20 protein-coding genes and 1 riboswitch are annotated in these 22,700 nt (G+C 68.0%); of the genes, 12 read left to right on the plus strand and 8 right to left on the minus strand.

All coding sequences use genetic code 11. The features are described from left to right. The first annotated feature begins 46 nt into the window (after positions 1–46). Positions 47–946 (plus strand): LysR substrate-binding domain-containing protein, encoded by a 900-nt coding sequence (locus FHS55_RS18390; RefSeq protein WP_183191253.1) that lies wholly within the window; start codon positions 47–49, stop codon positions 944–946. Positions 947–1,066: 120 nt separating this feature from the next. Further along, positions 1,067–1,246 carry a DUF1328 domain-containing protein gene (locus FHS55_RS18395; protein WP_183191254.1) on the plus strand — a complete coding sequence of 60 codons (180 nt, stop codon included), beginning with the start codon at positions 1,067–1,069 and terminating at the stop codon, positions 1,244–1,246. 272 nt (positions 1,247–1,518) lie between these two features. Here the strand turns inward: FHS55_RS18395 and FHS55_RS18400 are convergent, their stop codons facing one another. Next, positions 1,519–2,073 carry a sigma-70 family RNA polymerase sigma factor gene (locus tag FHS55_RS18400; RefSeq protein ID WP_306890629.1) on the minus strand — a complete coding sequence of 185 codons (555 nt, stop codon included), beginning with the start codon at positions 2,071–2,073 and terminating at the stop codon, positions 1,519–1,521. Continuing rightward, a complete protein-coding gene (locus FHS55_RS18405; protein WP_246340285.1) occupies positions 2,070–2,252 on the minus strand; it encodes a NepR family anti-sigma factor in 183 nt (60 codons plus the stop codon). Before FHS55_RS18405 ends, FHS55_RS18400 begins: the two co-directional genes overlap by 4 nt. A gap of 254 nt (positions 2,253–2,506) precedes the next feature. Between FHS55_RS18405 and FHS55_RS18410 the strand changes: the two genes are divergently transcribed. The 7 genes from FHS55_RS18410 to FHS55_RS18440 all read left to right on the plus strand — a co-directional run bounded on the left by FHS55_RS18410 (position 2,507) and on the right by FHS55_RS18440 (position 12,360). Then, positions 2,507–3,310 (plus strand): response regulator, encoded by an 804-nt coding sequence (locus tag FHS55_RS18410; protein ID WP_343056268.1) that lies wholly within the window; start codon positions 2,507–2,509, stop codon positions 3,308–3,310. 24 nt (positions 3,311–3,334) lie between these two features. Continuing rightward, complete coding sequence (locus tag FHS55_RS18415) at positions 3,335–4,642, plus strand: sensor histidine kinase (RefSeq protein WP_246340269.1); 1,308 nt, start codon at positions 3,335–3,337, stop codon at positions 4,640–4,642. Between the two features lie 279 nt (positions 4,643–4,921). Beyond that, entirely contained in the window at positions 4,922–5,401 is a 480-nt protein-coding gene (locus FHS55_RS18420; RefSeq protein ID WP_246340271.1) for a hypothetical protein, read from the plus strand. A 167-nt stretch (positions 5,402–5,568) separates the two neighbouring features. Further along, positions 5,569–6,147 carry a PRC-barrel domain-containing protein gene (locus FHS55_RS18425; RefSeq protein WP_183191258.1) on the plus strand — a complete coding sequence of 193 codons (579 nt, stop codon included), beginning with the start codon at positions 5,569–5,571 and terminating at the stop codon, positions 6,145–6,147. Positions 6,148–6,321: 174 nt separating this feature from the next. Next, positions 6,322–9,120 carry a [protein-PII] uridylyltransferase gene (locus FHS55_RS18430; RefSeq protein WP_183191259.1) on the plus strand — a complete coding sequence of 933 codons (2,799 nt, stop codon included), beginning with the start codon at positions 6,322–6,324 and terminating at the stop codon, positions 9,118–9,120. A 66-nt stretch (positions 9,121–9,186) separates the two neighbouring features. Then, positions 9,187–10,092, plus strand: a complete 906-nt coding sequence (locus FHS55_RS18435) for an AEC family transporter (protein ID WP_183191260.1) — start codon at positions 9,187–9,189, stop codon at positions 10,090–10,092. 87 nt (positions 10,093–10,179) lie between these two features. After that, on the plus strand, positions 10,180–12,360 hold the full coding sequence (locus tag FHS55_RS18440; protein WP_183191261.1) for a transglycosylase domain-containing protein: 2,181 nt from the start codon (positions 10,180–10,182) through the stop codon (positions 12,358–12,360). Positions 12,361–12,425: 65 nt separating this feature from the next. On the opposite strand, the gene FHS55_RS18445 is transcribed toward FHS55_RS18440, so the two are convergent. Together FHS55_RS18445 and FHS55_RS18450 are read right to left on the minus strand one after the other, a co-directional pair. Beyond that, on the minus strand, positions 12,426–13,226 hold the full coding sequence (locus tag FHS55_RS18445; protein WP_183191262.1) for a M48 family metallopeptidase: 801 nt from the start codon (positions 13,224–13,226) through the stop codon (positions 12,426–12,428). Between the two features lie 75 nt (positions 13,227–13,301). Further along, positions 13,302–13,805: a GcrA family cell cycle regulator gene (locus tag FHS55_RS18450; RefSeq protein WP_183191263.1), complete on the minus strand. Its 504-nt coding sequence runs from the start codon at positions 13,803–13,805 to the stop codon at positions 13,302–13,304. 439 nt (positions 13,806–14,244) lie between these two features. Here FHS55_RS18450 and FHS55_RS18455 point away from each other — a divergent pair, with 439 nt between their 5' ends. From FHS55_RS18455 to FHS55_RS18465, 3 genes are all read left to right on the plus strand, one after another. Next, on the plus strand, positions 14,245–15,453 hold the full coding sequence (locus tag FHS55_RS18455; protein WP_183191264.1) for an aspartate aminotransferase family protein: 1,209 nt from the start codon (positions 14,245–14,247) through the stop codon (positions 15,451–15,453). Next, complete coding sequence (gene argF, locus FHS55_RS18460; RefSeq protein ID WP_183191265.1) at positions 15,450–16,403, plus strand: ornithine carbamoyltransferase; 954 nt, start codon at positions 15,450–15,452, stop codon at positions 16,401–16,403. The genes FHS55_RS18455 and argF overlap by 4 nt, the downstream gene beginning before the upstream one ends. A gap of 221 nt (positions 16,404–16,624) precedes the next feature. Further along, positions 16,625–17,656 (plus strand): Hsp33 family molecular chaperone, encoded by a 1,032-nt coding sequence (locus FHS55_RS18465; protein WP_183191266.1) that lies wholly within the window; start codon positions 16,625–16,627, stop codon positions 17,654–17,656. 73 nt (positions 17,657–17,729) lie between these two features. Here FHS55_RS18465 and argE read toward each other — a convergent pair whose 3' ends face one another. The 4 genes from argE to FHS55_RS18485 form a co-directional block, all read right to left on the minus strand. Continuing rightward, positions 17,730–18,893 carry an acetylornithine deacetylase gene (gene argE, locus FHS55_RS18470; RefSeq protein WP_183191267.1) on the minus strand — a complete coding sequence of 388 codons (1,164 nt, stop codon included), beginning with the start codon at positions 18,891–18,893 and terminating at the stop codon, positions 17,730–17,732. A 160-nt stretch (positions 18,894–19,053) separates the two neighbouring features. Continuing rightward, a complete protein-coding gene (locus FHS55_RS18475) occupies positions 19,054–20,505 on the minus strand; it encodes a potassium transporter TrkG (RefSeq protein ID WP_183191268.1) in 1,452 nt (483 codons plus the stop codon). Positions 20,506–20,641: 136 nt separating this feature from the next. Further along, positions 20,642–21,034 carry a Co2+/Mg2+ efflux protein ApaG gene (gene apaG, locus FHS55_RS18480; protein WP_183191269.1) on the minus strand — a complete coding sequence of 131 codons (393 nt, stop codon included), beginning with the start codon at positions 21,032–21,034 and terminating at the stop codon, positions 20,642–20,644. Between the two features lie 235 nt (positions 21,035–21,269). Next, positions 21,270–22,478, minus strand: coding sequence for an O-succinylhomoserine sulfhydrylase (locus FHS55_RS18485; RefSeq protein ID WP_183191270.1), 1,209 nt, complete (start codon positions 22,476–22,478; stop codon positions 21,270–21,272). A gap of 46 nt (positions 22,479–22,524) precedes the next feature. Beyond that, positions 22,525–22,605: riboswitch (SAM riboswitch) on the minus strand. Positions 22,606–22,700: the final 95 nt, after the last annotated feature.

Here is a 22,700-nt window from a genome sequence, read left to right on the forward strand (position 1 = left end):
TAGATTGATAGGATCCTTCTATCGTCTGGCGTCGGGAAAGCGTTGCGTGATCGATCGGTTTGAACTTCTTATGGCCCTCGCCAAGGAGCGCCATTTCGGCCGCGCTGCCGAAGCCTGCGGCGTGACGCAACCCACCCTTTCGGCCGGACTGAAACAGCTGGAGGAACAGCTGGGCGTGCGCCTCGTCGAGCGCGGTTCACGTTTCATCGGCTTCACGCCCGAGGGCGAGCGCGCCCTGCAATGGGCGCGGCGGGTGATCGGCGACGTGCGCGCCATGCGGCAGGAGATCGCCGGCATGCGCAAGGGCCTGTCCGGTCATCTGCGCATCGCCGCCATCCCCACCGCCATGCCCATGCTCTCGGAGCTGACCACCCCGTTCCACGAGAAGCATGCCGATGTGCGCTTCACGCTGATTTCCGCCAGTTCCAACGAGGTGCTGCGGCTGATCGAGAATCTGGAGGCCGATGCCGGCGTCACCTATCTCGACAATGATCCCGTCGGCAGGCTGAAGACGCTGCCGCTCTACAAGGAAGGCTACCGCTTCATCACCTCCGCCAGCGCCCCGCTCGGCGATCGCGCCTCGGTGACGTGGGAGGAGATCGGCCGGGTGCCGCTGTGCCTGCTCACCCCCGACATGCAGAACCGGCGCATCGTCGACAAGCAGCTTCAGGAAGCGGGGCACCCCGCCCTGCCGATGCTGGAAGCCAATTCGACCATCGCCCTGCTCTCGCATGTGCGCACCGGCAAATGGGCAAGCGTCGTCGCCAAGCCGCTGGCCGACGTGTTCGCCTTCCCGCCCAATATCCGCTCCATACCCATCGAAGCGCCGGAGGTTCTGCACCAGATGGGCCTTGTCGTGCTCGACCGCGAGCCGATGACGCCGATCGTCACCGCACTGATGCAGGAGGCGCGGCTGGTGGCGCCGGGCCTCGCCGAGCGTATCTGAACGGGCGTCGCCGCGTTTTTCAACACAGGGGCCAAACGCCTTTGCCGGCAACGGAACCACGAGCGCGTCCGCCCGTTGTTCCCGCACGCGGCGCAGGTGCCGCAACAGCGGAGGCTTTCCATGCTCGGTTGGGCACTTACCTTCCTCGTGGTCGCGCTGATCGCCGCGGTGCTCGGCTTCGGCGGCATCGCCGGCACGGCGATCGAAATCGCCAAGATCATCTTCTTCGTGGCGATCATCCTGTTCCTGGTCTCGGCCGTGGTCGGCGTGCTGCGCGGCCGCTCCAGCCGGATGCCCTGATCGCCCGAACCGCACCCGACGGATCGCAACGCAATCGGCCGCCCCTCGCCAAGGGGCGGCCGTTCTCGTCGAGGCGGGAGCGGGTGACGGGGATGCCCGATCGGCGGACTTCCGTTGCCGGGCGCCCGCCGGACGGCGCGCCTGACGGGCGCGGCGGCGCGCGCGGAGAGCCGGTCCTGCCCCCGGCGCGCACCCCGTCACCCGCCCGGAAGCCTGTCGGCCGGCGCCACGTTATCGCTCACGAAAAGAGAGGTTCAGAGATGTGGCGGGGCTCAGACCCGCTCGCCGGCGACCACGACCGCCCGCGTCGTCTTGTCGGGACCGAAGTCGCCGATATCCTCGATGGCGAGGAGTTCGCCCAGCCGGCGACGCGCGCGATTGACCCGGCTCTTGATGGTGCCGACCGCGCACTGGCAGATATCCGCCGCCTCCTCATAGGAGAAGCCGGAAGCCCCCACCAGCACCAGCGCCTCGCGCTGATCCGGCGGCAGCTTGTCCAGCGCCATGCGGAAATCCTCGAAATCCAGATGTGTGTTCTGGTCGGGATTGGTCGTCAGCGTTGCGGCGAAAGCGCCATCGGAATCGGGCACCTCGCGCCGGCGCTTGCGATATTCCGAACGAAACAGGTTGCGCAGGATGGTGAACAGCCAAGCCGGCAGGTTGGTGCCGGGCCGGAAGCTGGAAATGTTGCCGAACGCGCGCAGCAACGTTTCCTGCACCAAGTCATCCGCCCGATCCACGCTGCCGCTGAGCGAGATGGCGAAGGCCCGGAGATTGGGAATGGCGGCAATGATCTCGTCACGCAGGCCGGGATCGAACTTGCTCACGATCGCCCCCCCTCCCCGTCCGGTCCATCGCCAACCTTGGGCTGATCGAGCTTGGCCAGCAGATCGAGAAAACGATCCGGCACGCCCTGGCGCACGACGTCATCGTACATCGCCCGCAGGTGCTGGCCGATCTTCGCCTGGATGTCGCTTCCAAGCGTCGAGCCGCTGGCTTCCGACATGTGTTCACCGGTCAGAGATTCCGCGCTGGCGGAGGCCCCTCCGGACTGCTCTTGATTCATCTTCTCTTTTCCCGACATCGAGCCCCCGAGGGACAAGGTTGGCTCCGTCGCTCCGTGCCCAGCGATAACGACGCCAGGGCGGGTCGGTTCCGGCACCATTGCGATTTTCGATCGATTTTTTTTCGACACTATGGAACCACGGTCCGCCAGACACGTTAATGGATGCTTGCCTTTATGCATCTGGGGAGACGCGTGTGAGCACTTCGCAACTGGTCGCGCAGCACCTTCCGTTCCTGCGCCGTTATGCTCGTGCGCTCGGCGGAAGCCAGTCCGCTGGCGACGCCTATGTCACGGCCATGCTTGAAACGCTGATCGCCGATCCATCCACGCTCGATCGCGGGGTGGATACGCGCGTCGCGCTCTATCGTCTGCTCACCCGCCTGTGGGATTCGGTGTCCATCAATGCGGTCTCCGAGCCGGCCGCCTCCACGTTTCACGGGGAGAACCGCCTCGGCCATATAACGCCGGTGGTGCGTCAGGCGTTCCTGCTGGTCTCGCTCGAAGGCTTCAGCGAAGAAGACGCCGCCGCCGTTCTCGAGATCGACGTGCCGACGCTCCGTCACCTGGTCGCGGATGCCGGGCGCGAGCTGGCCGCCGAGATCGCCACCGATGTGCTCATCATCGAGGACGAGCCGTTCATCGCGCTCGATCTTGAGGGGCTGGTCGAGGGGCTCGGCCACCGCGTCACCGGCATCGCCCGCACGCACAGCGAGGCGGTGAGCCTCGCCCGCCGCAAGACGCCGGGGCTGATCCTTGCCGACATCCAGCTGGCCGACGGCTCGTCGGGTCTCGATGCGGTGAACGAATTGATCAGCGGCGTCGAAGTGCCGGTCATCTTCATCACCGCCTATCCCGAGCGCTTCCTCACCGGCGTGCGGCCCGAGCCCGCCTTCCTCATCGCCAAGCCGTTCCAGCCCTCCACCGTGGCGGCCGTGATCAGCCAGGCCCTGTTCTTCGAGCGCAAGGCGCGGCCGCGCGAGCAGCGCGCCACCGCCTGATTGGCCCCGATGCCATCCTTTCAAATGAGCTTCATTGACGACGCCGCGCGCTGGATCACGATCATTTCGTGCCTCGCCATCGCGGGTGGCGTTCTGCTGCTGATAAACAAGCGCCCGGAGCTTTCCGGGCGCATGAAGTTTCTCGGCTATATGCTGAGCGTGCTTCTCCTCACCCTCGCGCTGCTGTCGATGCTGGCACTGAGCGACGGCACCAACATGCAGTGGCAGCAGAGTCTGGTCCGCGTCGGCCTCGCCGTGGTCAACGCCGTCGGCGCCGTGGCGCTGCTCACAAATCTCCGCGCGCTGGTCAATCTGCCGCTGCCGGCCCAGGTGGCCAGCGAGCAAAGACGTCTCACGCTGGAACTCGCCACCGTGCTGCAACGTTACGAGATGGCACTGCGCGGGTCCAACGTCGCCATTTTCACGCAGGACAGCGATCTTCGCTACACTTCGGTGAGCAAGCCGCTCTTCGGCTTTCCCGTCGAACAGGTGTTGAACGCGACCGACGCGGAACTCCTGGGCGATGCGCGATCCGGGCCAATCCACCTCCTGAAGCGCGAGGCCCTGATGACGAGCGAATTGCGCAAAGGCGAGACCGAGGTCGAGGAATACGGCACCAAGCGCTGGTACGATCTCCATATCGAACCGCTGCGTGACCTCTCCGGCGCCACGATTGGCCTCACCGGGGCGGCGGTCGATGTCACCGAACGCAAGGAGAACGAACAGCACCTGCGGCTGTTGATGCGCGAACTGACGCACCGTTCCAAGAACCTGCTTGCGGTGATCCAGGCCATGGCGCGGCAGACCGCCCGCCATGCCGGCTCGATCGACGAGTTCGTCGAGATCTTCAGCGCCCGGCTCCAGGCGCTCGCCCGCTCGCATGACCTCCTGGTGCAGGAAGGCTGGCATGGCGCGTCGCTTAACGACATGGTGCGCTCGCAGCTCGGCCATCATTTCGATCACGAGCGCAGCCAGGTCACGGTGAGCGGTCCCGACATCTTCCTGAAGCCGGAAGCCGCGCAGAATATCGGCCTGGCGCTTCACGAGCTTTCCACCAACGCCGCCAAATACGGCGCCCTCTCGGTGCCCGGCGGACAGGTGGCGATCAGCTGGGCGCGCCGCGTGCCGGAAGCCGGCGGCGGGTTCGAACTGTCCTGGATCGAAAAGGGCGGTCCGCCGGTCACGCCGCCCCGCGCACGCGGCTTCGGCTCGCTGGTGATCGAACGCAATCTCGCCCGCGCACTGGACGGCAAGGTCGATCTCGAATTCGATCCCACCGGCCTGCACTGCTCCGTGTCGGTTCCCGAACAGCATCTCACGCCCGGACGCTGACGGCCCGCGCGCCTCGGCCCTCCCTCCCAAGGCCGCACAACCTCGGCCGAGGGCTTTCGCAAATGCCGGGACGGGTGCGGAACCGAAAGACGTTAACCACGTTTATGCCTATGTTGGAACGAGGTGGCGGGGCCGTGCGGCCCGGTCGCCACATCGGGCCAACCGGCGTTTCCAGCAACATCACTCCACGCGGAAGACATTCCGGCGAGGGCAGCGGGCTTCGGCTCAGCGTCGCCCGGCGTCCATCTTTCGCATGGCACAAGCTGAGCGGAGGACGACATGCACGCGTTCGCCACCATGGCCGGCCGGATGGCCGGCAAGAGCTCTCTCTATCTTCTCGGCGCGGCCTCGGGCTTCGCCGTCGCCATTCCGCTGACGGCGGCCGCGGTCGGGGCCGGCGCCTCGGCATGGTCGAACCCGATCGTGGCTGGGCTTCACGGCCCGGCAGCCGTGCTGCAGGCACCCATGGTGAACCGTGCAGCCAAGGGCTCCCGGCTGGATATCCGCATTCCGAGCGCGCCCGGCGGCTCTTCGATGGTCGCCCGCAGCGACCTGGCAGCGGGCGTGGTCCAGACCTCCGGCCCGGCGCCGATGGCGGGCGCCACGGCGGATGCCACCGGGCAGCCGATGCCGCGTCCGCGCGCCATGCAGGCCCCGCGCGGATGCCTTTCGTCGATCGGAGTCACGCGCTCGAACCTTGTGACCGACGAAACGGTTGTCTGCGTTGCCGATGCGTCGATCATCAACAGCATCCAGTAACACCCACGCGAACTATCAATATACTGCCGGAATCTCACGGTTCTGTCAGCTCGATGCAAGCCCGTTTTTCTTTTCCCTGCGGAACCTCATCTGATCCAGCACGTTGACAGGGCAGACGGTCGACAGACCGCACCGTTACGGACGAAGATCAGTACAGGAGAAAGACGATGCCCAACAAGCTTGCCACTCTCACGGCCGTCGCCGCCCTGTCGCTTGCGCCCGCCATGGCCCTTGCACAGACCCCGGCCCCGGCAACCACCCAGCCGCCCGCCGCCAGCCCGATCGCCCCGGATGCCGGAGTGCCGCAGGCGCCCGCGTCGGAAATGCCCAATGGCACGGCGACCGGTTCGCCCGCCCCCGGCGTGAACGCGACCGCGACGCCGACCACGGTTCCCGCAACGCCGAAATTCGTCAGCGCCCAGTCCAGCGGCCAGTGGCTGGGATCGGACCTGATCGGTACCGACGTCGTCACCTCGACCGATGAGAAGCTCGGCTCCATCAGCGACCTCGTGGTCGAGCGCGACGGCACCATCGCCGCGGCGGTGATTGATGTCGGCGGCTTTCTCGGCATCGGCGCCAAGCCGGTCGCGGTGTCCTTCGTGTCGCTGACCCCGGCCCCGACCGACACCGGCACGAAGATCGTGGTGGCTCTCACCAAGGAAGAGCTGAACGCGGCGCCCGAGTTCAAGACACTGGAGAAGGCCCGCAGTGAGACTTCGGACGCCACCACCCCGAAGACCAACTGACGGCTCAGTTCCCCCGCTTTCGCTTGTCAGACGCACATGCCCGGTCCTTTGGCCGGGCATGTTGCGTTGCGGGTGGGGTCCGCGGAATGCCGGTATCCGCGTGCGCGGCGCGGTGAACGATGACGCGGCGTGCAGGATCAGGTAAAGCCAAGGACTGATCAGCCGGACGTGACCATGAACGAACTGCCCCGCCGCCGCCGCACCGAGCATCCCTTCAAGGAACTGTTCGACCTCGACGCCCTGCGCGTGGAGCTTTCCGCTCTGGCCGAAAGGGTGCTCGGCGAAAGCCGCTCCGGCGCGGAGATCGAGCTGCGCGGCCAGATGGCGCGGCGCCTCAAGCAGGCCTACCAGCAGGGCCACGCGGTGGCGCTGCGCTGGCTGATGGAGGAAGGCTCCGGCCGCCGCTGCGCCGAGCGTCTCTCGCGCCTGCAGGACGAGATCATCCAGCTCGTGCACGAATTGGCGGTGCAATATCTCTACCGCTCCGACAACCCCTCCACCGCCGAGCGAATGGCGATCGTCGCGGTGGGCGGCTATGGGCGCGGCCTCATGGCGCCGGGCTCGGACACCGACATCCTGTTCCTTCTCCCCTACAAGCAGACCGCCTGGGGCGAGAGCGTCGCCGAGGCCATCCTCTATGTGCTGTGGGACATGGGGCTGAAGGTCGGCCATGCCACGCGCTCGGTCGACGAGTGCATCCGCCAGGCACGCGCCGACATGACCATCCGCACCACCCTTCTGGAAGCGCGGATGCTGCTGGGCGAGCGCGCGCTGTTCGACGAGCTGATCGAGCGGTTCGACCGGGAAGTGGTGCAGGGCACCGGCGCCGAGTTCGTCGCCGCCAAGCTTGCCGAGCGTGAGGAGCGGCTGAAGCGCACCGGCCAGTCGCGCTATGTGGTCGAGCCGAACGTGAAGGACGGCAAGGGCGGCCTGCGCGACCTGCACACGCTGTTCTGGATCGCCAAATATGTCTACCGCGTGCGGGAGACGCGCGAACTGGTCGCCAAGGGCGTGTTCACAGCCGACGAGGCGAAGATCTTCCGCCGCTGCGAGGATTTCCTCTGGTCGGTGCGCTGCCACCTGCACTTTCTCAGCGGCAAGGCCGAGGAGCGCCTGTCCTTCGATCTCCAGCGTGAGATGGCCGAGCGCCTCGGCTATGTCGCCCATCCCGGGCTGAAGGATGTCGAGCGCTTCATGAAGCACTATTTCCTCGTGGCCAAGGATGTCGGCGACCTCACCGCCCTCGTCTCGGCCGCGCTGGAGGAGCGGCACGAAAAGCCGGTGCCGCGGCTCAACCGCATGATCGCCCGGCTGCGCCGCTCGCCGCGCCGCACGCTGAAGGAAAGTGCCGATTTCATCGTCGACAATGACCGCATCAATGTCGCCGATTCCAGCGCCTTCGGCCGCGATCCGGTCAATCTCATCCGCATCTTCCACCTCGCCGGCAAGCACGGCCTCGCCTTCCACCCGGACGCGATGCGCCTCGCCACCCGGTCGCTCAAGCTGATCGACCCGCGCGTGCGTGAGAATCCGGAGGCGAACCGGCTGTTCCTGGAGATTCTCGGCTCGCGCGCCAGCCCGGAAATCGTTCTGCGCCGCATGAACGAGACCGGCGTGCTCGGTCGCTTCGTGCCGGAATTCGGCCGCGTCGTGGCGATGATGCAGTTCAACATGTATCATTCCTACACGGTGGACGAGCACCTCATCCGCTCGGTGGGCGTGCTCTCGAAGATCGAGCGCGGCGAGCGGCCGGAATTCGGGCTCGCCAACGAACTGGTGCAGCAGATCAAGCACCGCACGCTGCTCTATGTCGCGGTGTTCCTGCACGATGTCGCCAAGGGCCGGCCCGAAGACCATTCGATCGCCGGCGCGCGGGTCGCCCGCAAGCTGTGCCCGCGCTTCGGCCTCTCGGCGAGCGACACCGACACGGTGGCCTGGCTGATCGAGCAGCATCTCACCATGTCGACCATCGCCCAGTCGCGCGACCTGTCCGACCGCAAGACCATCGAGAACTTCGCCAGCGTGGTGCAGAATCTGGAGCGCATGAAGCTCCTGCACATCCTCACCACCGCCGACATCGCCGCCGTCGGTCCCGGCGTGTGGAACAACTGGAAATCGCAGTTGCTGCGCACGCTCTATTACGAGACCGAGCCGGTCATCACCGGCGGCTTCTCCGAGAGCAATCGCAGCCAGCGCGTGGCCCGCGCGCAGGCCGAATTCCGCGCCGCCCTGCCGGAATGGGACGGCGTCGCGCTGGATGCCTATGTCGGCCGCCACTATCCCAGCTACTGGCTGCAGACCGACCGCGACCAGCAGGTCACGCAGGCCCGCTTCATCCTGGCCGCCGAGGCCGATGGGCACGCCCTCGCCACCACCGCCCAGACCGACCCGCAGCGCGGCGTGACCGAACTCACCGTCTTCGCGCCCGACCATCCCAAGCTGCTGGCGGTCATCGCCGGCGCCTGCGCCAGCGCCAACGCCCATATCGTCGACGCGCAGATCAGCACCACCACCGACGGACGCGCGCTCGACACCATCGCCCTCACCCGCGCCTTCGAGCGCGACGAGGACGAGTTGCGCCGGGCCGAGCGCATCGCCGCCAATATCGAGAAGTCGCTTTCGGGCGAGATCCGTCTGCCCGAGGTGGTGGCCCGCAAGTTCACCAAGCGCCCGCGTGCCTTCACGGTGGAGCCCGAGGTCACGCTCAACAATTCCTGGTCGAACAAGCACACGGTGGTGGAGGTCTCGGGCCTCGACCGGCATGGCCTGCTCTACGGACTGACGCAGACCCTCTCGCGGCTCAACCTCAACATCGCCTCCGCGCATGTGGCGACCTTCGGCGAGCGGGCGGTGGACGTGTTCTACGTCACCGACCTGATGGGCGCGAAGATCATGGGCGCCGCCCGCCACTCCGCCATCCGCCGCGCGCTGCTGGCCGTGCTCGACGCCGACGACGAGGCGAACGCGGCGTAGGAGGGGCTGGCGGGCGCGCCCCGGGGGCGGTATCGACATCCCGTCGACACCGCCCGGAGCCGCCGCATGCACGAGATCGCGCTGATACTGGTGTGCCTCGCCCTTGGCGTGGTGCTGCGCTGGAGCGGGCGGCTGCCGGACAATGCCGGCAAGGTGCTGTCGGGCTGGGTCATCAATGTCGCGCTGCCGGCGGCGGCGCTGGAGAGTTTTCACAAGCTCACCGTGCATCCCGACTGGTGGCTGGCGGCGGCGACGCCGTGGCTCGGTGTGGCCATCGCCATCATCGTGCTGGTGCCACTGTGCCGGGCGCTCGGCTGGTCGCGCGGGCGGACCGGCGCGCTGATCCTCGGCGCCGGCTGGGGCAACACCTCCTTTGTCGGCCTGCCGATGATCGCCGCCTTCGCCGGCAGCCAGTGGCTCGGCCTCGGCATCGTCATCGACCTGTTCGGCTCCTATCTCGCCCTCTCGACGCTGGGCCTCGCCATCGCGGCGGTGGCGAGCGAGGGGCGGCTGGACCTCAAGGCGGTGGGCCGGCGCATCGCCACCTTCCCGCCCTTCATCGCCATCCTCATCGCCTTCGCCACCAATCACCTCGACCGCCCGGACTGGCTCGACGCGATCGTCACGGCGCTCGCCGCGACGCTCACCCCGCTCGCGCTGGCGGCGGTGGGCTACGCGCTGCGCATCGACCGGCTGAAGCGCCACCTCGCGCCGCTGGCGGTCGGGCTCGCGCACCGGCTGTTCCTCGCCCCGGCGCTGCTGATCCTGCTCTACGCCGCGCTGGGCCAGGCGTCCGACCCGGTGGCGAAGATCGCCATGCTGGAAATGGCCATGCCACCCATGCTGGGGGCAAGCGTCATCGCCATGGACAATGATCTCGAGCCCGACCTCATCGCCGCGCTGATCGGCATCGGCGTTCCGCTCTCCATGTTCACGGCCTGGGGCTGGTGGACACTCGTCGCGAGCCTGTAGGCCGCCCCATTCCCGCCCCTTAACACCCCTTTAAACGCCGCGGTTTAGAGTTCGTTTACCGACCGGCGAAGGGGTTGCACGGGTTTCATGTTCAGGCGTCAGGGCGAGATGGAGCGGCGCGAGCCGGTGCTGAGCGCACCCGGTGGCCCGGCCGAGCTTCGCCTGTCGCCCGACGACCGGCCGACCCTGCCCGCCCATGCCATGGCGCGCGAGCGCGCCGGGGGCGGACGCGCCCGGCAGGGCAGCGGAAAAGGCAGCGGCACGGCAAGCGGCAAGGGCAGCGGGGGCGGAGCGACTTCCGGCGGCAGCGGCGGACGTCGGCGCCGCGCACGCCGGCCCGGGCTGCTCCGCCGGCTGTTCTACTGGGGCATCGTGCTCGGCATCTGGGGCGTGATCGCGGTCGGCGTGCTGATCGGCTACGAGGCGAGCCAGCTGCCGCCGATCCAGAACCTCGCCATTCCCGACCGGCCGCCGACCATCACCATCCAGGGCGCCGACGGCAAGCCGATCGCCGTGCGCGGCGAAATGGGCGGCGCCAGCGTGCCGCTGCGCGCGCTGCCGCCCTATCTGCCGCAGGCCTTCGTCGCCATCGAGGACCGCCGCTTCTATTCGCATCACGGTGTCGACCCGCTCGGCCTTGCCCGCGCCGTGATGGTGAACCTGACGCGGGGCCGGGTGCGCGAGGGCGGCTCGACGCTGACCCAGCAGCTCGCCAAGAACCTGTTCCTCACGCAGGAGCGCACGCTCTCGCGCAAGATCCAGGAACTGATCCTCTCGATCTGGCTGGAGACGAAATATTCCAAGAACGAGCTGCTCGAACTCTACATGAACCGCGTCTATTTCGGCGCCGGCGCTTATGGCGTCGAGGCGGCGGCGCAGCGCTATTTCGGCAAGTCCGCCCGGCAGGTGACGCTCTCGGAAGCGGCGATGCTCGCCGGCCTCGTCAAGTCGCCCTCCGCGCTGGCGCCCACCCGCAACCTGGAGGGCGCGCAGGCCCGCGCCGAGGTGGTGCTGGCGGCGATGGTCGAGGCCGGCTTCATCACGCCGCAGATGCAGCAGGTCGCACTCGCCCGCCCCGCGACGCTGGCCAAGGCGCAGGGCGCCGATTCCACCGGCTATGTCGCGGACTGGGTGATGGACCAGCTGAAGACGCTGGTCGGCCCGATCGACCGCGACATCACGGTGCAGACCACCATCGATCCCGCCTTGCAGACCGTCGCCGACCGTGCGCTGAGGGACACGCTGGCCAAGAACGGCAAGAAATTCGACGTCGAGCAGGGCGCCATCGTGCTGATGGACACCGAGGGCGGCGTGCGCGCGCTGGTGGGCGGGCGCTCCTATGAGGAAAGCCAGTTCAACCGCGCCATCACCGCCAAGCGCCAGCCCGGCTCCTCCTTCAAGCCCTTCGTCTATCTCACCGCCACCGAGCGCGGCCTGACCCCCGAGACCGTGCGCGAGGACGCGCCGATCCAGATCAAGGGCTGGAAGCCGGAGAACTTCTCCAAGGAGTATCGCGGCCCGGTGGACCTCAAGACCGCGCTGTCGCTCTCGCTCAACACGGTGGCGGTGCGCCTCGCGCTGGAAGTGGGGCCGGACGAGGTGATCAAGACGGCGCACCGGCTGGGCATCATGTCGAAGCTGGAGCCCAACGCCTCCATCGCGCTCGGCACCTCGGAAGTCTCGCTGATGGAGATGGCGAGCGCCTACGCGCCCTTCGCCAATGGCGGCATCGCGGTCACCCCGCACGTCATCGCCAGCGTGCGCGACAAGGCCGGCAAGAGCCTGTTCACCTATGCCGCCCCGGTGAGCAACCTCGTCGTGGCGCCGCCGCATGTCGCGATGATGAACCGCATGATGCAGGCGACGCTGCTGACCGGCACGGCGCGCCGCGCCGACCTGCCGGGCTGGCCGGCGGCGGGCAAGACCGGCACCAGCCAGGATTACCGCGACGCGTGGTTCATCGCCTATACCGGCCGCTTCATCGCCGGCGTGTGGATGGGCAACGACGATTCATCCCCGACCAGGAAGCTCGGCGGCTCCACCCTGCCGGTCGGGGTGTGGAGCGAGGTGATGAAGGCCGCGCACAAGGACATTCCCCCGGTCGCCCTGCCCGGCGCCGGGACCTACCTGCCCGGCCAGATGCCCCCGGGCATGGCTCCCGGCGACGTGCCGGAGGAACCCGTCGTCACCGGTGGCCCGCAGCCCCCCACGGCCCCGCGCCCCGGCCTCGACAACTGGCTGATGGATCGCCTGTTCGGTCGCAGCTGACGGCCGCTTGGCCTGACCTTCCCCGCATGGGGAGGAAGCACATCGCGCCGCCGGCGGCGATTGGCTCAGTCTTCGTCCGCGCCGTAGCGGTGCAGTTCGGCGCCGTGCTTTTTCAGCCACGCCTCGGCTGCGACGCGCTCGGGGAACAGGCGGTCCACATGCGCCCAGAAGCGCGGCCCGTGGTTCATCTCCCGCCGGTGCGCCACTTCATGCGCGGCGAGATAGTCGAGCACGAAGCCCGGCGCCAGGATCAGTCGCCAGGAGAAGGAGAGCGCGCCGGTCGAGGAGCACGAACCCCAGCGGCTCGCCGTGTCGCGCAGCGTGACGCGGGCGATGCTGACGCCCAGCGCCAGTGCATGGCGCCGCGCCGCTTCCGTGAGCGCGCCACGCGCCTCGCGCTTGAGAAAATCACCGATCCGCCGGCCGACATGGGCTGCCTCTCCCGCGACATAGAGCACCGGCGCGCCATCCTCCGTGCCGGTCCACACCGTGCCGCGAGCGCCGGGCCGGTGGAGAATGCGGTGGGGCGTGCCGCGTAGCGGGATCACCGCGCCGGGGACGAAGGCGACGGTCTGCGGCAGCCGGGCCAGCCGGACACGGATCCAGCCGACATGACGCCGGGCGAAGTCATAGGCTTCGTTGATCGTGCCGCGCGCCGGCAGCGTCAGCACCACGTCGCGCGAGGCGGCCCGCACTCGCAGCGTATAGCGCCGCGCGCGCGGATTTCGCCGCAAGGCGATTAGGATCGGCTCGCCGTCGAGATCGAGCCGGAATTCGGCCGGCTCGGCGGGCGGCGCAATGCGCGATGTCGGCGCGGCCTTCTTCGGCGCGCCGGGACGCGAAAACAACGGAGGGAGAAACAGCATCAGACCACCGGGCCGGAGAATCTGGTCGCCATTATGACGCCCCCTCCGGCCGACGCCAGCTTCCTGCGGCGGCGCTCAGCGCACCGCGCGGCGGCGGTTGCGGTCCTGCACCGGCTGGTAGGCGATGCGGGCATGGTAGGCGCAATAGGGCAGACCGGTCTTGGTGCGGCTGCCGCAATAGAAGAAGTCCGACTTGCCGGGATCGCCCACCGGCCAGCGGCAGGTGAACTCGGTGAGATCGAAAATGGTGCAGCGCTCGGTCATCGGCACGACATTGGCGACGGGATCGCGCAATTCCGTCGGCTCCGGCTCCTCCACCGGGCTCATGACGGGCGCGAGCGCCACGTTGCCCTGCACCATCGGGCGGGCCACCGGACCGGTGGGCGCGGGACGCGGCTTGCGCGGGCGCGCGGCCGGCGCCGCAATGGCCTTGGCGCGACCGGAAAGGCCGAGACGATGCACCTTGCCGATGACCGCGTTGCGCGTGACACCGCCCAGCTCCGCAGCGATCTGGCTGGCCGAAAGTCCCTCGGACCAGAGTTTCTTGAGCAGCTCGACGCGCTCGTCGGTCCAGTTCATTGCGGTGCCTCCTTCGCGATCAACCATCCGCACACGGAATCCCTCTGCCCTCCGGTCAAGCGAGCCCGCCGGGAACAAACGCCGCCAACGCCACAGGGAATGCCGCCGCACGAGATGTCGTATCTGACGGGTGGGAGGCTACAATATGCGCAGACTCACGCACAGTAGGTTCACGTCCGAAACGATCGTTTTCCCCAACTCAGAGTCCGCACTGCAACACTCCGTTAAGGAGTTGAGTCGGATCAGGCACTTGGCGGGTCGCCCCTTGATACGCGTGATCGCGTCCTCGCGCGACGAAGCCATGTTGACCCACGCCCCCTATCCTATAAAATTCGTGCTTCGGGTGCCGCCCCCGCAAGGGCGGCACGTTTCGTTTTGGGGCAGGTCCGGGCTGGCAAGGCGCCAGTGCCGCCTGCGTGTGGAGAGAGGGAGGGGAGAGATGATTGACCCCATCCTGCCGACCTATAACCGTGTGAACCTTGTTTTCGAGCGCGGCGAAGGCGCCTGGCTCTTCACGCGCGAGGGGCAGCGATATCTCGACTTCACCGCGGGCATCGCCGTGAACGTGCTGGGCCATGCCCATCCCCACCTCGTGGCGGCGCTGACCGAGCAGGCGGGCAAGCTCTGGCACATGTCCAACGTGTTCCGCATCGAGGGCGGCGAGCGCCTGGCCGAGCGTCTCAAGGCGGCGACCTTCGCCGACACGATGTTCTTCACCAATTCGGGTGCGGAAGCGCTCGAATGCGCGATCAAGATGGCGCGCAAGTACCACACGGCGAACGGCGCGCCGGAGCGCTACCGCATCATCACCTTCGAGGGCGCCTTCCACGGACGCACGCTCGCCACCATCGCCGCCGGCGGCAACCCGAAATACCTGGCCGGCTTCGGCCCGGAGACGCCCGGCTTCGACCAGGTGCCGTTCGGCGACATCGAAGCGGTGAAGGCCGCCATCGGCCCGGAGACCGGCGGCATCCTCATCGAGCCCGTGCAGGGCGAGGGCGGCGTGCGCTCGGCCTCGTGGCCGTTCCTGCGCGAGCTGCGCGCGCTCGCCGACGAGCACGGCCTGCTGCTCATCCTCGACGAGGTGCAGTGCGGCGTCGGACGCACGGGCAAGTTCTTCGCCCATGAATGGGCCGGCATCACGCCGGATATCATGGCCGTGGCCAAGGGCATCGGCGGCGGCTTCCCGGTCGGCGCGTGCCTGGCCAAGGAAGAAGCCGCCAAGGGCATGACCGCCGGCACGCATGGCTCTACCTATGGCGGCAATCCGCTCGCCATGAGCGTGGCCAATGCGGTGCTCGACGTGGTGCTGGCCAACGGCTTCCTCGATCACGTGCAGGCGACCTCCGCGCGGCTGCGCCAGCGCCTTGCCGAGCTGAAGGACCGCCACCCCGCGGTGGTCGCCGAAATCCGCGGCGAGGGCCTCCTGCTCGGCATCCGCACCCATGTGCCGAATACCGACGTGGTCGCCGCCATGCGCGAGGAGCACATGCTCGCGCCGACCGCGAGCGACAATGTGGTCCGCCTGCTGCCGCCGCTGAACATCGGCGACGCGGAGATCGAGGCCGCCTTCACCAAGCTCGACGCCGCTTTCACCCGCATCGAGAACGGCCTGAAGGACGAAGCCCTGAAGGGAGCGGCCGCATGAGCGCCGGCAATGGAGGCTCGCCAACGGGCGGGGCCGTGAAGCACTTTCTCGACCTCGACGCGCTGCCGTCGGGCGAGCTGCGCGAGCTGATGCGCTTCTCGCACGACCTCAAGAAGCGGCGGAAGCTCGTCGCCGCCGAGAAGCCCTTCGCCGGCAAGGTGCTGGCCATGGTGTTCGACCAGCCATCGACCCGCACGCGCATCTCCTTCGACATCGCCATGCGCCAGCTGGGCGGCGAGACCATCATGCTGACCGGCGCGGAAATGCAGCTCGGGCGCGGCGAGACCATCGCCGACACCGCCAAGGTGCTGTCGCGCTATGTCGACGCCATCATGATCCGCATCCTCGACCATGCCGCGCTCGAGGAACTGGCGGCCCATGCCAGCGTGCCGGTCATCAACGGTCTGACGCGCGAGTCCCATCCCTGCCAGATCATGGCCGATGTCATGACCTTCGAGGAGCACAAGGGCTCGATCCAGGGCCGCACCGTGGCCTGGACCGGCGACGCCAACAACGTCCTGGCCTCCTGGGTGCACGCCGCCCAGCGCTTCGACTTCGCGCTCAACGTCGCCACCCCGCCCGAGCTCGCCCCGCGCCCGGCGCTGGTCGACTGGGCGCGCGCCAATGGCGCCCGGGTGCAGTTCACCCATGAGGCCGAGGCGGCGGTAGAGGGGGCCGATTGCGTCGTCACCGACACCTGGGTGTCGATGGGCGACGTGGAGGCGGAGCGGCGCCACAACCTGCTCAAGCCCTATCAGGTCAACGGCGCGCTCATGCGCCGCGCGGCGCCGGATGCCATCTTCATGCACTGCCTGCCGGCCCATCGCGGCGAGGAAGTGACCGACGAGGTGATGGACGGCCCGCAATCGGTGGTGTTCGACGAGGCCGAGAACCGCCTGCACGCGCAGAAGGGCATTCTCGCCTGGTGCCTCGACGGCGCCGGGGTCTGAGAGCCTGACGCCGGCTGGGGGGGCCTCACCGTCCGCCTTCTAGATCCCCGGCCCGGGCCGGGGATCGCCACATCATACCGGACCGGGCCGGCGGCGGCCCGCAAGGACGGCCGGCGGAACCGCTTCCGCGGCGTGACGCGCCCTCCCCCCCCTTGACGGCGCGCGACGTGCCTGCGACCCCCTCGCGCAACGGCTTCCTCGCACCCATATTGGCGGGCGACATGACAACACATCCCGACACCCATTCCCGTTCGCCCGCCGCGCTCGCGGTGGATGACCTCGTCACCCCCTTCCACGTCGACGGCCTCGACGTGCGCGGACGCGTCGTGCGCCTGGGCACCACGCTGGACGCGGTACTGGCCCATCATGCCTATCCGCCGGCGGTCAAGCGCCTGCTCGGCGAGGCCGTGGCGCTGACCGTGCTGCTGGGCTCGACGCTGAAGATTTCCGGCCGCTTCATCCTGCAGACCCGCACGGACGGGCCTGTGGACCTGCTGGTGGTGGATTTCACAGCCCCGCAGGATGTGCGCGCCTATGCCCGCTTCGACGCCGAGCGCCTTGCCGCGCTGGTGGACGCCGCGCCGGGCGGGCGGCCGGACAGCGGCGCCCTGCTCGGGCGCGGGCATCTGGCGATGACCATCGACCAGGGCCTCTCCGTGAACCGCTATCAGGGCGTGGTGGCGCTGGAGGGCGGCGGGCTGGAAGACGCCGCGCACCAGTATTTCACCCAGTCCGAACAGATCCCCACCCGCGTGCGCCTCGCCGTGGCGGAGGAACTGCGCTCGGGCGCCGCGACCTCGTCGTGGCGCGCCGGCGGAATGATGGTGCAGTTCCTGCCGACCGAGGGCGGGCGGGTCCGCCCGGTCGACCTTCATCCGGGCGACGCGCCCGAGGGCACGGAGCTTCCCGAGCCGGCCGAAGACGACGCCTGGCTGGAGGCCCGCTCGCTGATCGGAACGCTGGAGGATATCGAGCTGGTCGACGACGACCTGTCCAGCGAGCGCCTGCTGTTCCGCCTGTTCCACGATCGCGGCGTGCGGGTGTTCGAGGCCGAGAAGGTGGTGGCCAAGTGCTCCTGCTCGCGCGAGCGGGTAACCGGCGTGCTCGCCAGCTTCTCGCGCGAGGAGCGCGAAAGCCTCATCGAGGATGGCAAGATCACCGTCACCTGCGAATTCTGCGGCCGCAGCTACGGCTTCGAGGCCACGGAAGTGGTGGGGCCGGAGGAGCCGGACGCCGAGGCGACGCCGGGCTGAGCGATACGCGGGTCACGCCCCTTCATGGGGCGCCGCTTGACGGTGCCCCGAGGCTGCCCCGCTCACCCCGGCCCTATCTCGCGCACTCCGCGATCAGGCCGGTGAGAAAGCGTTCGCAGGCGCGCAACTGTGCCACGTCGATGAACTCGTCGGGCTTATGCGCCTGGTCGATCGAGCCCGGCCCGCAGATCACGGTGGGAATGCCCTGCGCCTGGAAATGGCCGCCTTCGGTGCCGTAGGATACGGTGTAGGTGCGGTTCTGCCCGGCGAGGCGCAGCGCCAGAAGCTCGGCTTCCGAGCCGGTTTGCGGGCGGAGCGGGGGCACCCGGTAGATGAAATCGGTGACGATGGAGGCTTCCGGCGCGCTGGCCCGCAGCTTGGGCAGCACCACGCCCTGCGCAAAGCGCTCGAAGCGGGCGAGCAGCGCCGGCTCGTCGAAATCCGGCAGGCCGCGCACATTCCAGCGGATGGCGCATTGGCGCGGCACGATGTTGCCGGCGGTGCCACCCTCGATCACCGTCACCTGCAGGGTGGTGTTGGGCGGGTCGAAGCGCCCGCTCGCGTCGCCGGCCTCGATCAGTTCCGCACGGTAGCGGTCGAGTTCGCCCACCAGTTCGGCGGCGGCGAAGATGGCATTGGCGCCCAGTTGCGGCATGGAGGAATGCGCCTCCCGCCCGGTCACCGTGGTGAGATAGGCAATGCCGGACTTATGGGCGTCCACCACGCGCATCGAGGTCGGTTCGCCGACGATGCAGGCGCGGGGAAGCGGCAGATCGACACCCAGCTTGCGCACCGCCGGCACGACGCCGGTACAGCCGATTTCCTCGTCATAGGACACCAGAAGGTGGATCGGCGTTGAAAGATTCGCCGCCGTCATCTGCGGCACCAGCGCGAGGCAGGTCGCCACGAAGCCCTTCATGTCGCAGGAGCCGCGACCATAGAGCCGGTCTTCCCGGGGGGTCAGCTCGAACGGATCGGTGCTCCAGGGCTGGCCGTCGACCGGCACCACGTCCGAATGACCGGACAGGCACACCCCGCCGACACCCGCCGGGCCGATGGTGGCGAACAGGCTGGCCTTCTGGCCATCCTCGCTCGGCACGATCACGCTGGCGACGCCATAGGCCTCCAGATAGTCCCGCACGAATCCGATGAGGGCGAGATTGGAGTTGCGGCTCGTGGTGTCGAAGGCGACCAGGTGGGCGAGCAGTTCTTCGGTCGTCGTTCGTCCGGCCAGCATGATCGTCCTCGTTACACGCGTCGCCCCATCATAGAACCGAATGCGTACCAGAGCACGCTCGGATCTGATGGCGGCGCAATCCGATCGGGTCGCGCATTCTCTATCATTGGTCTGGCGGCGGATGCACCGACCCGGTGGGTCGACCTGAGCGGACCCGGCTCTAGCGCCGCCAGAAGCTCGGCAGAAACAGCACGAGCACCGTGAACAGTTCGAGCCGGCCCATCAGCATGCCGAAGGACAACAGCCAGATGACATGGTCCGGCAGCCCGGCAAAGTTCTGCGCCGGCCCCACAACTGTGCCCAGCCCCGGCCCGACATTCGCCACCGCCGTGATCGAGGCCGAGAACGCGGTGATGAGATCGAAGCCCAGCGCGTTGATGGCAATGGCGATCAGCATGAACGAGGTCAGATAGAGAAAGGCGAAGGACAGCACCGAGGCCACCACGTCGTCGCCGATCGGCTGCCCGCCATAGCGCACGGGAAACACGCCGTTCGGGTAGATGATGCGCTTGAGGTGCTGCACCAGCGCCGAGCCGAGGATGGCGATGCGGAAGGTCTTCATGCCGCCGGCGGTCGAGCCGGTGCAGGCGCCGAGGAACAGCAGGATGAAATAGAGCGCCTCGGTCGGCGGCCCCCATTGGGTGTAGTCGGTCGCCACGAACCCGGTGGTTGACATGATCGAGACGACGTTGAACAGCCCCTGGCGCAGCGCCGTCTCGCCCACCGCGATGCCGCCGCTGACCTGCTCGAACGTGGTGATCACGGTGAAGAAAGCCACCAGCCCCAGGAACAGCCGCACCTCGGTATTCGCCACCATCCGGCTGAAATCGCCGGCCAGCACGCGCACATAGAGCACGAAGGGCAGCGCCCCCGCGAGCATGAAGAAGATCGCCGCATACTCGATGGCAGGGCTGTGGAAATAGCCGATCGAGGCATCATGCGTGGAGAAGCCGCCGGTGGAGATGGTCGCCATCGCATGCGCCACCGCGTCGAACACGCTCATGCCGCAGACGATGTAGGTCACGGCACAGGCCAGCGAGAGCAGCACATAGGTGCCGACGATGCTCTTGGCCATCTGCGCCGCGCGCGGCAGCACCTTTTCCGACTTGTCCGAGGATTCCGCGCGGAACAGCTGCATGCCGCCGATCTGCAGCATGGGCAGAAGCGCCATCGCCATGACGATGATGCCGATGCCGCCATACCAGTGCAGGAAGGCGCGCCAGATGAGGATGCCGGGCGGGCGGGTATCGAGATGGGAAATCACCGTCGCCCCGGTCGTCGTCAGGCCGGACATCGCCTCGAAATAGGCATCGACGAAGGGCAGGTCGGTTTCCGACCACATGAACGGGATGGCGGCAAAGGCGGAGAGCAGCACCCAGCTTGCCGCCGTCAGCACGAAAGCCTGGCGCAGGTCCAGCCGCTCCACCGCGCTGTTGCGCCCGGCAAGCCAGAGCGAGAAGCCGACAAAAGCGGTGATCACCGCCGCCGCGACATAAACAAGAAAATCGCCCTTGCCCGCGACGATGTCGACCATCGCGGGGATCATCATCGTGGTGCCGAGGACGGCAAGCAGCACGCCCAGAATGGCGGCGATCGGGCGGAGATCGATCACAGGATTGAGGGACCGTTTATGGCGGTGGAGCGCCCGAGAACGTGAAAGCTGGCGCCACCATAGCCGCTTCGTCCGATGGCCGGAAGCGGCGCGTTGGAGGCGCCGCGCCGCTGTCTCCGGCTCGCATCCGCATGCATCAGTTCAGCGTGTAGCTCTCGCCGGGGACGTCGAGGGAGAAGGCCGGCACGGCGGCGTCGAACTCTTCGCCGCCCGGCGTCACCAGATTGTAGCTGCCGCCCATGATGCCGGTGGAGGTGGTGAGCGGCACGCCGCTGGTATATTCGAACTGCCCGCCCGGCGGCAGCACCGGCTGCTCGCCGACCACGCCCGCCCCGCGCACCTCCTGCACCCGGCCGAGCGCATCGGTGATGATCCAGTGGCGCGAGGTGAGCTGCACCGTCTCGGTGCCCAGATTCACGATCTCCACCGTGTAGGCCCAGAAATACTGGCTGCGCTCGGGATTGGACCGTTCGGGGGAGAAGCGCGGCGTCACCGTCACCTGAACGCCTCTGGTCGTCGCCCGATACATCTAAACGGCCCTCTGCTTGCCCGCCCGCGAGCGGGCACCGGTGACGTTTCCCTCACGCGATGCCCGCGCACGGACTGATTCCACGCATGTTCCGACCGCGAACCGGCAGCCGCTTCGCGCATCAGTGAACGGCTTTTGACCGATGAGGGCAAGCGCCCGAGGACAAGCGCCGGAAGACAAGCGCCGCGCCCGCACCTTCCCTCCCATCGAAATTCCCGCGTGAAGCCGGCCGCCCTCACACCGCCTGAAGGGCGCGCGCGATATCGTCGGTGAGGTCGTCGACATGCTCCAGCCCGACCGAGAGGCGCACCATGCCGTCGGAAATCCCCATCTCGGCTCGCGCCTCGGGGCTGAAACGCTGGTGGGTCGTGGTCGCGGGATGGGTGACGAGGCTCTTGGCGTCGCCGAGATTGTTGGAGATGCGCACCACTTTCAGTTCGTTGAGGAAGCGGAAGGCGCCGGCTTTGCCGCCCTCGACCTCGAAGGTCACGAGCGTGCCTCCGCCGCGCATCTGGCGCTTGGCCAGTTCATGCTGGGGATGGTCGGCGCGGTAGGGGTAGATCACCTTGGCGATCTTGTCCTGGCCGGCAAGACGATCGGCCAGCGTGCCCGCGCTGGCCTGCGAGCGCTCGACGCGCAGCGGCAGCGTCTCCAGCCCCTTGAGCATCACCCACGCGTTGAACGGCGACACCGACGGGCCGGTCTGCCGCAGGAAGGTCTGCAGATGGTCGGTGAGGAACGTCTCCGAGCACAGCACGACGCCGGCCAGGCAGCGGCCCTGCCCGTCTATGTGCTTGGTGGCGGAATAGACGACGATATCGGCGCCGAGCGCGAGCGGGCTCTGCAGCATCGGCGTCGCGAACACGTTGTCGACCACGAGGTTCGCGCCCGCCGCCTTCGAGACCTCCGCCACCGCGGCGATATCGACCAGTTCCAGCGTCGGATTGGTCGGGCTTTCGAGGAAGAACACCCGGGTTTCGGGCCGTACGGCCGCCTTCCACTGGTCGATATCCGTGCCGTCGACCAGCGTCGAGGTGATGCCGAAGCGCGGCAGCAATTCCTCGATCACATAGCGGCAGGAGCCGAACAGCGCCCGCGCCGCCACCACATGGTCGCCGGTCTTGAGCTGGCACAGCAGCGCCGCGGTCACCGCCGCCATGCCGGAAGCGGTGGCCCGCGCCACTTCCGCGCCTTCCAGCAAGGCGAGCCGGGTCTCGAACATCGCCGCGGTCGGGTTGGAATAGCGGGTATAGATGAAGCCCGGATCCTCGCCCTTGAAGCGCGCCTCGGCCTGCTCGGCCGTGTCATAGACATAGCCCTGTGTGAGATAGAGCGCTTCCGCCGTCTCGCCGAAGGGCGAGCGCAGGATGCCGCCCTGCACGAGGCGGGTGTCGGGCCGCAGCTTGGCGATCTCGGCGGGGGTCAGCTTGGGGGTGTCGGTCATTGGCGGCTCCGGTGTCTCGCAAATAACCGGGGTCGCTCACGCGCCGTGTCGCGTAGCCCCGGCCTGTTTAGCAACCTTGTTTAGCGTGGCGGCAAGCCGGCCGGCTCAAATGACCACGTTACCCCTCCCGCTTACTCCTGCGCCGGACTTGGCGTCAAGGGGCGCGTCCGGTAAAGCGAACGCCGGGATGTCCGCTTTCACGGGATATCGTTCACAGGCCGC

The organism is Ancylobacter tetraedralis (assembly GCF_014195655.1).
GTDB classification, from domain to species: domain Bacteria; phylum Pseudomonadota; class Alphaproteobacteria; order Rhizobiales; family Xanthobacteraceae; genus Ancylobacter; species Ancylobacter tetraedralis.